Genomic DNA, 12,840 nt, shown 5'->3' with positions numbered 1-12,840 from the left:
GCCACACTTGAGCTTAGGAATGAAAACGCCAAATCAAGTGCATAAAAAAGACCAGCAGCAAACGCTACTGGTCTAATATAAACCGTCAACCTATTTCAGGACGGGACAATACAAAGTTGTAATCAAAGTAGTCATAACCCTGGCGAATGCTTACCATTTTACTAGGCTAACATTTCACTTGAATTAGCTATAGTTTAACGCTCTCTTTAAAGCTTATTTTTATCGCCACTTTTATCACTAAGAAGTGTTTCTAACATTAGACCTAAGGTTCTAAATGTACTGATTCGACTGGTGGTTTGACGCCAAACCAAGCCTATATCGCGGTAAGGTGCTTCACCTGGCGGATTCATAATATTGAGTTCAGTATCATTTAAAATACCTGCATCAATTGCCATTTGAGGAAGGAAAGTCGTACCTAGTTTACTATCTACCATCTGAACTAAGGTATGTAAGCTAGTCGCTGCAAATGGATTAATCTTGGCACTGTTACCTAACTGACAAGCTGTTATTGCATGACCTGTTATACAATGTTCGCTTTGTAGTAAGAAGATGCTTTCGTCAGGCATTTGTTGGTAATCGATAGGATTGATAATCCCATCTGACAACTCTTCATGTACCACCATTTTAAATGGATCAATACCCACTTTCATACTATGAAACCCAGTAGTGTCAACTGGTAATGCAAGTATAAGTAAGTCCAACTCCCCTTTTCCAAGAGAGTCCAATAAACTTTCAGTTGTATCTTCTTTTAATAGTAAGCTCAGTTGCGGGTAATCGAGTTGGCATTGTTTGACCACTCTGCTCAGTAAAAATGGCGCAATGGTCGGAATACAGCCAAGACGAATTTCACCCGTCATTGGCTCACCTTGGTTTTTTACTAGTTCAACCAGATCATCAACGTCAGTAAGCAATTTTCTTGCTCTTTCTACAACTTCTTCACCAATAGCTGTAAACATGAATGACTTATGATCTCGTTCAATCAATTGGTAACCTAATTGCTCTTCAAGGTTTTGAATACCACTTGATAAAGTCGACTGACTAACAAAACAAGACTTCGCTGCGCGATTAAAGTTTTGCTCTTGATGTAAATTTACCAAATAAAAAAGGTTTTTAAGACTTGGTAGGTTTTTCATTTAATCGATTACCCTAATAAGATTTCATTTAAATAATGAATTAACTCATCTCAAATAACAATCGTCCATACACGATCAACGGCTCAAAATAAGAATTTATTAAAAAAAGGCCAAAAAAAAGTCCCTTACGGGACTTTTATATCAACAAAAGCGCTTATGCTTTTGCCTCAAGGAATTCTTTTAACTGCTGTAAGTCAGTGCTTGCATGCTTAACAATTTCTGCTAACCAAGCATTGTGCTCAGTTTCCCAGCTTGCTTCTTCACCATGCTGTAATAATTGAGCAAACTGTTGAATACGCTTTAATCCAACTGAACCTGCTGCACCTTTAAACTTATGTGCTTCTGCGCATAAAGTGTCTTTGTCATTCACTTCGTTCGCTTTTACTAAGCTACCAACATATTCTGGCATTAACTGCTCAAATAATACGACACTTTTTAATAAAGTACCTGCACCAATAGCACTACAATATTGCTCTAAAGTATTGAGATCCAAGATAGACTCTAGCTGAACTGTGGCCATTGTGGCACCTCTTTCTAATTCATTACTGTAAAAATTGAAATCAATAATACTCGCAATAATTGCCTATGCAACAACTCAGGGCTTTTCAAGACTAATTTACGGAAAATAACCACAAATAATTAACAAAAAATTAAAATACACCCATATAAAATACTAAGAAATATGCAATATGGTTACTTTTTAAACTGTTACTGCCGTAACATAACAGCCTTGACCACCGTTTTCTGCTAAATTTTTGACAATGGATACTAAGCCGTCCCATCGATATGCACACCAATCCGGTGCCAGCAGCATAGGTTTCTTTGCGTATGCAGTAACACGATGAAAGATTATCTCTTTAGGGGTATTTCTTATAAGTTCACTGGCATAATGAGCATAATCTTCTTGGGTCAGTAAAGGCATACCTTTATGACGCCACGTTTTAGCCATCACACTTCCTTCAACAATATGTAAAGGATGCAGTTTTATCCCATCAACACCGGTATCTATGACTTGCTGCAGACTATTTAAATAGTCGTCATAAGTTTCATCAGGTAAACCTAAAATTAAATGAGCGCATACTTTAATGCCTCTTTTTCTGGCTCGTAAAACAGTATCTTCATAAGCAGAAAAGTCATGCCCGCGGTTAATACGCTTCAACGTCTCACTATTAGATGTTTGTAAGCCCAGCTCTAACCATACTTCGATCCCTTTATTTTGATAACTCAAGAGTAAATCTAAAATGTCATCCGGAACGCAATCTGGTCGAGTACCAATGTGTAGCCCAACGATATCTGCATCTTTTATAGCTTCATCGTATTTTTGCTTTAAAACTTGGTATTCATCATAGGTACTGGTGTAAGCTTGAAAATAAGCTATATATTTAGAGGTAGATGCAGGGGCGTTAGCTAGCACTGAACGCTGTTTACCTTGAACCAATTGTTCAGAAATGCTGGCCTCGGTACCTTGTTCATAACTAAAAGAAGAAACATTACAAAAAGTGCAACCTCCTTTGCCTAAAGTTCCATCTCTATTAGGACAGGTAAATTTTGCATCAATTGTGAGTTTTCTGATCCTGCCGCCATATTGCTTTTTACAGACGGCACCGAATGTATTTACGTAATCATCTAAACCCACAATGGTTCCTCGAATTCAAAAAAGTGGCAGATAATAAACCTCTTCAGAAACTAAAACTTGGTGCTATATCAATAAATCATGAAATAAGTTGATTGTTTTATCGACAGCAAAACACCGAGGTCACATTTTTTAATATTCGTATTTGTAGGCTATTTAATAAGAGTGAATTTATATTCATATTATCCAAATAGTTAATTAGCACTGTACTTGAAAATAAATTCACTATTTCTAAAACTAAATCAATCACCCCAGAATGTTAACAAAAAGTAATCGCGGGTTTGTTGCTTTTGTAAAATTCTTTTTATTCATAAGGTTATACGAACAAATAAACAGTTTACGTTAACGTAAACAAGGTTTTTTTTGACATTTGTAATGGTAATAACAATTCATTTTGTTGAGTAATTTAAGTTTGACCTTTATTCATTATCGGGCTAATTTGGGTGGTTCGGGTGCATATCTATGAGAACTTCTCCGCATTATCCGAGTCGTATTAAGTTAGGTTTAGGGAGTTTTTGTATGAGCTTATATCATCCCAGCTTTGAGCGGGACAATTGTGGTTTCGGTTTAATAGCCCAAATGGATGGCGATGCAAGCCATCGTATTGTCCGCACAGCTATTCACGGTTTAGACAGAATGAAGCACCGTGGTGGTATTGCATCGGATGGTCGCACAGGTGATGGCTGTGGACTATTAATGTCGATGCCTAAAGATTTTTTTGCTGCCGTTGCAACAGAAAACGATTGGCATTTAAGCCGTAAGTTTGCAGTGGGTATGCTTTTTTTAAGCCAAGACCCAGTAAAGGCAGAAACATCGAAAGCGATTTTAGAAAAAGAACTACAACGTGAAACCTTAAGTGTAGCAGGCTGGAGAAAAGTCCCAATAAACCCTGATGTACTTGGTGAGATCGGCCGAAAAAGTTTACCGCAAATCTATCAGGTGTTAATTAATGCACCTGTTGGTTGGCGTGAAAAAGATTTAGAGCGTCGTCTATATATGGCAAGACGTCGCCTTGAACAGCAAATAGTTGATGATAATGATTTTTACGTAGCAAGCTTATCTGGTCAGGTTATCGTCTATAAAGGCTTGATGATGCCTGCAGACTTGCCATCTTTTTATACAGATCTCGCTGATATCCGTTTAAAGAGTACGATTTGCTTATTCCATCAACGCTTTTCAACTAACACTTCACCAAAGTGGCCTTTAGCTCAACCCTTTAGATTTTTAGCACATAACGGTGAAATTAATACCATTACGGGTAACCGACAGTGGGCCCGTGCACGTGCATACAAGTTTAACTCTCCACTTTTACCTGATTTGCAACAGGCAGCCCCTTTTGTAAATGAGACAGGTTCAGATTCATCTTCTTTAGATAACATGCTTGAAATGTTGCTATCAGGTGGTATGGATCTTTATCGTGCTATGCGTTTGCTTATTCCACCAGCATGGCAAAGTAACCCAGAGATGGACGACGAGCTAAAAGCATTCTACGACTTCAACTCTATGCATATGGAGCCGTGGGACGGCCCTGCTGGTATTGTAATGAGTAATGGACGTCATGCTGCTTGTGCAGTCGATCGTAACGGTCTGCGCCCTTCTCGTTACGTTATAACTAAAGATAGAATCCTTACTCTGGCTTCAGAAGTCGGTATTTGGGATTACTCTGCTGATGAAGTCGTCGAAAAAGGCCGTGTTGGCCCTGGCGAGCTACTTGTTTTAGATACCATGAATGGCCGTCTATATTCATCGTTTGAAATTGATAACGATTTGAAACGTCGTCACCCTTATAAAGAGTGGATGTCAAAAAACAGCCGAACACTAGTGCCTGCGAATAAAATAGAAGCAGCGCAGCAAGGTGCAAGTAACTTTACCGCTGATGTATTACTTCAATACCAAAAGCATTTTGGCTACAGCCGCGAAGAGCTCGAACAAGTCATTTGGGCACTAGCAAGTAAAGGCGAAGAAGCAACAGGTTCAATGGGCGACGATACGCCAATGGCCGTGTTGTCTAAAAAATCTCGCTCACTTTACGACTATTTCCGTCAAAAGTTTGCTCAAGTCACCAACCCGCCAATCGATCCATTGCGTGAAAAACACGTGATGTCATTAACGACTTGTGTAGGGCGTGAACAAAACCTATTTTGTGAAACAACCGGTGTTGCATACCGTGTGATGTTTGAATCACCAGTTCTTTTATTCAGTGATTTTAATCAATTGCTTGGATTAGATAGTACTTACTATCGCGCCAATACTGTTGATCTAAATTACGATGCTCACGAAACATTACAACAAGCAATTGAACGTATTACCGATGATGCTGAGCGCTTAGCACGAAGCGGGACTACCCTGCTGATTCTATCAGATCGCGCTACCGCTAAAAACGTACAGGTTATCCCAGCTGCTATGGCAGTAGGTGCAGTGCAACAACGTCTAGTTGACAAGAGCTTACGCTGTGATACCAATATCATTGTTGAAACCGCATCCGCTCGTGATCCACATCACTTTGCCGTCTTACTTGGCTTTGGCGCTACCGCGATTTACCCATACTTAGCGTATGAGTCAATTTCAGCAATGGCGAAGAAAAACCACATTGAAGATGACAGCATTTTAATGCTTAACTTCCGCCAAGGTATTGAAAAAGGTCTGCGTAAGATCATGTCTAAGATGGGCATCAGTACTGTCGGTTCATACCGTTGTAGCCAACAGTTTGAAGCGGTCGGTTTATCTTCTGATGTGATTGAACTGTGTTTTAAAGGCGTTATTAGTCGTATTGAAGGTGCAGGATTCGATCATCTTGCTGCTGACCAAAAACGACTCCACACAGCGGCTTATCGTGCCCATGTGCCTTTACCTCAAGGTGGACTATTAAAGTTCGTTGAAGGTGGTGAATATCACAGCTTCAATCCAGATGTCGTCAATACATTACAGGAAAGTCTTGTTGACCAAGATTATCCAAAATACAAAAAATTTGCCGCTTTAGTCGATGACCGTCCGATTGCTACATTACGTGATTTGATCGGTGTTAAAGGCACCAATCCAGCCATTGATGAGTCAAAGGTAGAGGCTGCAGAAAATTTATTTTCTCGTTTCGATAGTGCAGCAATGAGTATCGGTGCATTAAGTCCTGAAGCTCACGAAGCCTTAGCGGTTGCGATGAACCGTATTGGTGGTCGCTCAAATTCTGGTGAAGGTGGAGAAGACGCAAGCCGCTTTAACAGCGAGCGCAACTCAGCGATTAAGCAGGTTGCCTCTGGCCGTTTTGGCGTCACCGCTCATTACCTTGTTAATGCAGATGTATTACAGATTAAAATTGCTCAAGGTGCGAAGCCGGGTGAAGGTGGTCAATTACCGGGTCATAAGGTCAGCGTTGAAATTGCAGGTCTTCGTCATGCACGTCCTGGCGTCACATTGATTTCTCCGCCGCCCCATCATGACATTTACTCTATTGAAGATTTATCCCAGCTGATTTTTGATTTAAAGCAGGTTAACCCTAAAGCTTTAGTCTCAGTCAAACTGGTTTCTGAGCCTGGTGTCGGCACCATTGCGACAGGTGTAGCAAAAGCCTACGCTGACATGATCACCATTTCTGGTTATGACGGTGGTACAGCTGCAAGTCCAATCACCTCTGTTAAATATGCTGGTTCGCCATGGGAACTTGGCCTTGCTGAAGTCCATCAATCACTGGTTGAAAATGGCTTACGTCATAAAATTCGTTTGCAAGTAGATGGCGGATTGAAAACGGGCTTAGACATTGTTAAAGCGGCACTTCTGGGTGCTGAAAGTTTTGGTTTCGGTACCGTGCCTATGATTGCACTTGGGTGTAAATACTTACGTATTTGTCACTTAAACAACTGTGCAACGGGTGTGGCTACCCAAGATAAAAACTTACGTGATAATCATTACCACGGTTTGCCTGAGCGCGTCATTACCTACTTCGAGTTCGTTGCTCAAGAAGTACGTGAGTCAATGGCAGCACTCGGTGTGACTAAATTTGAAGACCTAGTGGGTCGAACTGATTGGTTATATGCCCTTGAAGGTCAAACAGGTAAACAACTCGGTTTAGATTTTGCGCCAATTTTGTATCAACCTAAAGTAGCTGAAGGCAGTGCAATTACTTGGAAAGAGTTAAACCCACCTTCTGATAAAGGTGAACTTAATCTGCAAATTGTGACAGATACCGCCCAAGCCGTGCTTGAAGGTAAAGCGTTCACTAAGCAATACGCCATTAATAACACTAACCGTTCAATTGGTGCTGCGCTTTCTGGCTACATTGCGACTAACGTGGGTGTAACTGGCGCTAAAGAGCCAATCTCATTGCTGTTTAATGGCAGTGCTGGGCAAAGTTTCGGGGTTTGGAACAGTCCGGGTCTTGATATGAAATTAGTCGGCGATGCGAATGATTACGTCGGAAAAGGGATGTCTGGCGGTAGGATTATCATTAACCCACCTGTTGGCAGCCCTTTCCAAAGTGAACAAAGCGCGATTATGGGTAACACCTGTTTATATGGTGCGACAGGCGGCCGCGTTTATGCAGCAGGCCAAGCTGGTGAGCGCTTTGCGGTTCGTAACTCTGGTGCTATTGCCGTTGTAGAAGGCGTGGGTGATAACGGCTGTGAATACATGACAGGCGGCATCGTTGTTGTTCTTGGCCAAACAGGTGTTAACTTTGGCGCGGGTATGACAGGTGGGTTTGCTTACATCTTCGATAGATTTAATCACTTTAGCCGCCGTGTAAATACTGAACTTGTCGACACGCAAAAATTAGAATCGAAAATTCAACAGCAACATCTTAAAGAGCTAATTGAAGCGCATGTTGAAGCTACTGGTAGTGAACATGCCAAGATGATCCTAAGTGATTTTGAGAATTGGTTAGACTGTTTTGTATTAGTTAAGCCTAAAAATATTGCCGTTGCAGACTTGCTCAAAATTGAGCAAAAAAGCCCGGAATTAGCTGTGAAGGCGGGGTAATTTAGATGAGTAATGACTTTCAATTTATCGAGGTGGATCGTAAAGATCCAACTAAGCACTCTGCAGCAGAGCGTTCAACTCAGTTTATCGAAATCTATCAGCCTTTTTCTCAGCCACAAGTGGCAGAGCAAGCAGACCGTTGTTTAGATTGTGGTAACCCATATTGTGAGTGGAAATGCCCACTGCATAACTATATTCCAAACTGGTTAAAGCTGGCTGAACAAGGTCGTATTCTTGAAGCTGCTGATTTAGTTCATGAGACAAACACCCTACCGGAGATCTGTGGCCGTGTTTGTCCGCAAGATAGGCTTTGTGAGGGCGCTTGTACCCTTAACGATGACTTTGGCGCAGTCACCATTGGTAATGTTGAAAAATACATTACCGATACCGCGATTAGCCAAGGATGGCGACCAGACATGAGCACCGTAACCCCTCGTAAAGAGCGAGTGGCGATTATTGGTGCGGGTCCTGCTGGTTTAGGTTGTGCTGACATTCTTAGCCGTAATGGTGTCAAAGCTGTGGTGTATGACAAATACCCACAAATTGGTGGTCTACTGACATACGGTATTCCGTCTTTCAAGCTTGATAAAGATGTAATGCAAACACGTCGCAATGTCCTTGAAGGTATGGGAATTGAATTTAAGATGGGCATCACTGTCGGCAAAGACATTCCATTTCAAACCTTACTCGATGAATATGATGCTGTGTTCTTAGGAATGGGAACATACACCGCCATGAAAGCCCGTCTTCCAGGTGAAGAGAGCCAAGGTGTTATCCAAGCGCTACCTTACCTTATTGGAAATACTCATGAACTTATGGGTACTCAATGCCAAGACAATCCATACCAAAGCCTTGAGGGTAAAAATGTGGTTGTTCTAGGTGGTGGTGATACCGCAATGGATTGTGTCCGCACTGCAGTAAGACAAGGTGCTAAAAGCGTAACTTGTGCTTACAGGCGTGATGAAGCCAACATGCCTGGCTCTCGCCGTGAAGTACAAAATGCACGTGAAGAAGGTGTGAACTTCTTATTTAATCGCCAACCTGTTGCTATTAAAGAGCAAGACGGCGTCGTGACAGGCATTGAATGCGTTGAAACCCAAATGGGTGAAGCTGATGATTCTGGCCGTAAAAAAGCTGAAGTCATTCCTGGTAGCGAGCAAGTACTTGACGCTGATGCCATCATCATTGCTTTTGGTTTCCAAGCAAGTCCTGCTCCTTGGTTTACCGATTTTGGTATTGAAACTAATGAATGGGGTTTAGTTAAAGCCAGTAAGTTTGACGATAACCCTTTTCAAACCACTAACCCTAAAGTATTTGCGGGTGGTGACATGGTGCGGGGATCAGATCTCGTAGTAACTGCCATTGCTGAAGGACGAGATGCCGCTCAAGGAATATTAAACTCTTTTGAAGATGCATAAGTTGTAAACTTATTAGAATTTATATCCTGCGTAGAACAGCACACTAATTCAGCACACCAATTCAGTACATTAAAAAGCGCATTGAAAAATGCGCTTTTTTTATTGATAAAATTTATACCGCTCTCAGTTCTGATTTAGCCATATGTGCTATATTAGCCGCCATCTTTAAAGCTAAGCATTACCCTGAGTGAAAGATTTGTTTTTATCAGCAAATATACAACTCAGCTTAGTTATCTTATTAATGCCAAAAATCAGAAGTTGGCGAACTAATCAATGAGAATCAGTTTATGAAAATCGCTATTATCGGTGCAATGGAACCTGAAGTTGCTCACCTAATCGAAACTATGACCAACCCAGTTCATTCAAAAGTAGCTGGCATCGAGTTTGTTGAAGGTCAATTATCGGGTCATGATGTAGTGGTTACTCGTTCAGGTATTGGTAAAGTCGCTGCCAGTATTGCCACCACATTAGTTATTAATAACTTCAACGTCACAGCAGTGATTAACACAGGTTCTGCTGGCGGGTTTGTTGATAGTTTAAATATTGGCGATATCGTTATTTCATCAGAAGTGCGTCACCACGATGTTGATGTCACCGCTTTTGGTTACGAAATAGGTCAAATGGCGTCTCAGCCAGCTGCATTCATTCCTGACACTAAATTAGTTGAAGCGGCTAAAGCGGCAATTTCATCTTTAGGGGAAGCGCAAGTTATCGAAGGCTTGATTGCCACTGGAGACAGTTTCATTTGTGACCCTGAACGTACTAAAACCATGCTAAACAACTTCCCAACGATGGCAGCCTGTGAAATGGAAGCAGCTGCTATTGCACAAGTTTGTCACCAATTTGAAGTGCCATTTGTTGTTATTCGCTCACTTTCAGATAATGCCAACAATGATTCAGCAGTTGATTTCGACTCTTACATTGTTAAAGCCGGTCATTACTCAGCGTTAATGGTCATCGCTTTATTAAAACAGCTATAATCCAACCATAAAACTTAGGCTTTAATAGCTAAATGTTAAACAATGGGATGGTTAAACTAAATTGATTGATAGCACTTTTTACGAACAACTGATTCGAATAGATGGTAGCTTATTGCAGAGTTGCTTAGTGCTGTTTATGGCGTTACTGATTTCAAGAGTCGCGCCTATTTCAAGAAAGTACCACCCTGTTGTTTGGTTTCATCAACTGGCGATTCTACTTAGTCAGAAAGTGAATCATCCACAGCGAAATCCTAAGCAACAATTAACAGCGGGTTTGCTGGCCACAATTTTATTAGTGATTCCAATTTGGTTTACGATATTTTTTATTTTATCGTTAGCCGCCTACCCTTGGTTTTTCGATTTTGTTTTACTGTATTTCTGCATCAGTGATGCAGGGTTTAAACCCGTCGCTAAAGATGTCGTCAGCGCGCTTGAACACGACCAAAAGGCCTCAGCAAGAGGTTACCTCTCGCCTTGGTTAACCCAGCAAACAGATAGTTTGTCTGAAGTAGGTATTGCAAAATCCACCATTGAACGACTGCTTATATCACCAAGTTATGGCACTGTGGCGACAATATTGTTTTACGCTATCGGCGGCACTCCGCTTGTGTTGTTTTTGCATCTACTGAAACAATTAGAGCACTGCTGGCCTAATTACGTACCTCAATATCGGTTTTTTAGTGCGCCGATATACATCATTAATCGTTTTATCTATGCCTTGCCAATTTGGTTATGGAACTTCACCTTAGTACTGCAAGGTGGCTTTAAAAATATTGGTATTCTATTTAAACAGCCTTCGCATACAGGGGGGATTTATGGTTATTCAAGTTTGTACATTGGCAGCAAAATCCTAGAAATTGAATTAGGTGGCCCTCAGAAGTTTATTATTGGCAACAAGGAACAGCGAGTGAATGCCAGTAAAATAAACCCTTCTAGACTGCCTTTAGTGAACGATATTAAAAATGCAATCAGCCTCACTTCTTGGGCTGTGACTTTCTGGATATCTTTTACTATCGCAATCCCTATTTTGTGGACAGCATTAAGATGGTTACAAGCAATGTAACTTTTTTTACAAAAGAGTTATTATAGCCAGCTAAATGATTTATCCCGTTCCATTTGAGGCAAACTGTCTTGTTAGATAACATCCAAATTTCATTAACAACACCTGGTTTATTATTTCCTGCAATTTCATTGTTGTTACTCGCCTATACCAACCGTTTTTTTTCTTTAGCAGCCCTGATAAGAAACCTCAGTGCCTCTGGCAAACCTGTTGATAATGAGCAAATCAAAAACCTAAGACAGCGCATTAGCATCATTAGACGCATGCAAGAAGCCGGTGTGGTCAGCTTTGCAATTTGTGTTATTAGCATGATTTTTATCTATCTCGGTTTTTTCCATACAGGTTCAATTGTATTTGGTCTGAGTTTACTGTTTTTACTCTACTCACTTATTTTATCTGTCATCGAGATTAGAATTTCAGTCGATGCTCTTAACATTCACATAAAAGAGTTAAGCTGCCAGCAACACTGTAAACAAGAAATGAGTAAGGCAGAATTGCACACTAAAGAGCACTCAAATGATTAACTTCGAGTGGATTTACTTTTTTGATTTGTGCGGTACTGCGGTTTTTGCCCTTTCTGGCGCCTTAGCAGCAGGTAAACACCGGATGGATCCTTTTGGTGTTATTGTTTTAGCCTCTGTTACCGCTATCGGCGGTGGTAGTATTCGTGATGCGCTAACAGGTGCAACACCCGTATTTTGGATAAGCGACCCCAATTACATCATCGTCATTTTAGCTACTGTATTTGCTTGCTTCATACTCGTTAGAAAGCCGCACAAATTGCCACCATTAACCTTACCTGTTGCAGATGCATTTGGATTAGCATTATTTACCGTCATCGGAGCAGAAAAGGCGCTAATGCTTGGCTTATCAGGTATGTCAGCTGTCATTATGGGGTTAATTACTGGTGTGGGTGGTGGTATCATTCGTGACTTACTGTGTCGTCAAGTTCCTATGGTACTTCGCACAGAAATCTATGCGACCGCCTCCATAGTCGGCGGCATCTGTTACACCCTGAGTATTGAAGTGGGAATGGATAGCATTAATGCACTTTTCTTTGCGATGTTCAGTACCTTGATTATTCGCCTAAGCGCAATACGCTGGCATTTATCTTTACCTGCGTTTGATTTAAAAAGTAAGAGGCCCTAAGTGCGAATTATTGGTTTGTTATGTGGTATTTTTTGCGGTTTATTTAGCTTTACCAGTCAAGCAGCTGTGGGCGAAATGCCTAAAGAGCAACAAATGGCGGTGCAATACATGCAAGCATTAACCGATCATGATTATCAATCCCTTAGACGTTTTTATAATCGTGATAGTGTGTTTTACGATAAAACAGCCAATGTAACCTATCAAGGTGGTCGACATATCATTGAGTTTTTTGAGCGAGCTCATGAAGGTGTTTTAGAGTACAAGTTCAATATCGAGCATATGTTTAATACAGGTTCTTTAGTGGTAATGATTGGTAATTATCACCTTAGAGGCCCGGGCGAGCAATTTGGCAAACCAGGTAAAATTATCGAAATCGCCATACCCGGTGTTACAACTTTAAAGTTTGATATGAATACTGAGAGAATGACTGAGCAAGTGGACTTAATGGATTACCAAACCATGTCGGATCAACTTCAGACACAATAAACTGCAGCCTAAA

At 41.0% G+C, this 12,840-nt stretch carries 9 protein-coding genes and 1 pseudogene; 7 read left to right on the top strand and 3 right to left on the bottom strand.

From position 1 onward, the window contains the following. Positions 1-206: 206 nt before the first annotated feature. The 3 genes from oxyR to mnmL form a co-directional block, all read right to left on the bottom strand. Entirely contained in the window at positions 207-1,133 is a 927-nt protein-coding gene (gene oxyR / locus L2735_RS10700) for a hydrogen peroxide-inducible genes transcriptional activator OxyR (RefSeq protein WP_248984692.1), read from the bottom strand. 154 nt (positions 1,134-1,287) lie between these two features. Beyond that, positions 1,288-1,653 carry an Hpt domain-containing protein gene (locus L2735_RS10695; protein ID WP_153915334.1) on the bottom strand — a complete coding sequence of 122 codons (366 nt, stop codon included), beginning with the start codon at positions 1,651-1,653 and terminating at the stop codon, positions 1,288-1,290. 180 nt (positions 1,654-1,833) lie between these two features. Then, positions 1,834-2,769, bottom strand: coding sequence for a tRNA modification radical SAM protein MnmL/YtqA (mnmL, locus tag L2735_RS10690; RefSeq protein WP_248984691.1), 936 nt, complete (start codon positions 2,767-2,769; stop codon positions 1,834-1,836). A gap of 516 nt (positions 2,770-3,285) precedes the next feature. Here mnmL and gltB point away from each other — a divergent pair. The 7 genes and pseudogenes from gltB (at position 3,286) to L2735_RS10655 (ending at position 12,827) form a co-directional block, all read left to right on the top strand. Then, positions 3,286-7,734 (top strand): glutamate synthase large subunit, encoded by a 4,449-nt coding sequence (gene gltB, locus L2735_RS10685; protein ID WP_248984690.1) that lies wholly within the window; start codon positions 3,286-3,288, stop codon positions 7,732-7,734. Positions 7,735-7,739: 5 nt separating this feature from the next. Beyond that, positions 7,740-9,152 (top strand): FAD-dependent oxidoreductase, encoded by a 1,413-nt coding sequence (locus tag L2735_RS10680; RefSeq protein WP_248984689.1) that lies wholly within the window; start codon positions 7,740-7,742, stop codon positions 9,150-9,152. Between the two features lie 287 nt (positions 9,153-9,439). After that, positions 9,440-10,132, top strand: a complete 693-nt coding sequence (locus L2735_RS10675; RefSeq protein WP_248984688.1) for a 5'-methylthioadenosine/adenosylhomocysteine nucleosidase — start codon at positions 9,440-9,442, stop codon at positions 10,130-10,132. A gap of 61 nt (positions 10,133-10,193) precedes the next feature. Further along, complete coding sequence (locus L2735_RS10670; protein ID WP_248984687.1) at positions 10,194-11,195, top strand: cobalamin biosynthesis protein CobD/CbiB; 1,002 nt, start codon at positions 10,194-10,196, stop codon at positions 11,193-11,195. An 80-nt stretch (positions 11,196-11,275) separates the two neighbouring features. After that, positions 11,276-11,647: pseudogene (locus tag L2735_RS10665) on the top strand (DUF2721 domain-containing protein); the annotation flags it as partial. Positions 11,648-11,708: 61 nt separating this feature from the next. Further along, positions 11,709-12,341, top strand: a complete 633-nt coding sequence (locus L2735_RS10660; RefSeq protein WP_248984686.1) for a trimeric intracellular cation channel family protein — start codon at positions 11,709-11,711, stop codon at positions 12,339-12,341. A 9-nt stretch (positions 12,342-12,350) separates the two neighbouring features. Further along, entirely contained in the window at positions 12,351-12,827 is a 477-nt protein-coding gene (locus L2735_RS10655; RefSeq protein WP_428848305.1) for a nuclear transport factor 2 family protein, read from the top strand. The last annotated feature ends 13 nt before the right edge of the window (positions 12,828-12,840 follow it).

It is taken from the genome of Shewanella olleyana (assembly GCF_023283825.1).
In the GTDB taxonomy this organism is placed as follows: Bacteria; Pseudomonadota; Gammaproteobacteria; order Enterobacterales; family Shewanellaceae; genus Shewanella; species Shewanella olleyana.
This window is presented reverse-complemented; position numbering and strand designations above follow the sequence as displayed.

Bases quoted from the DNA above. Each gene is read 5' to 3' on its own strand.
- oxyR (WP_248984692.1), bottom strand. From the start codon at position 1,133: ATGAAAAACCTACCAAGTCTTAAAAACCTTTTTTATTTGGTAAATTTA.
- L2735_RS10695 (WP_153915334.1), bottom strand. From the start codon at position 1,653: ATGGCCACAGTTCAGCTAGAGTCTATCTTGGATCTCAATACTTTAGAG.
- gltB (WP_248984690.1), top strand. From the start codon at position 3,286: ATGAGCTTATATCATCCCAGCTTTGAGCGGGACAATTGTGGTTTCGGT.
- L2735_RS10680 (WP_248984689.1), top strand. From the start codon at position 7,740: ATGAGTAATGACTTTCAATTTATCGAGGTGGATCGTAAAGATCCAACT.
- L2735_RS10675 (WP_248984688.1), top strand. From the start codon at position 9,440: ATGAAAATCGCTATTATCGGTGCAATGGAACCTGAAGTTGCTCACCTA.
- L2735_RS10660 (WP_248984686.1), top strand. From the start codon at position 11,709: ATGATTAACTTCGAGTGGATTTACTTTTTTGATTTGTGCGGTACTGCG.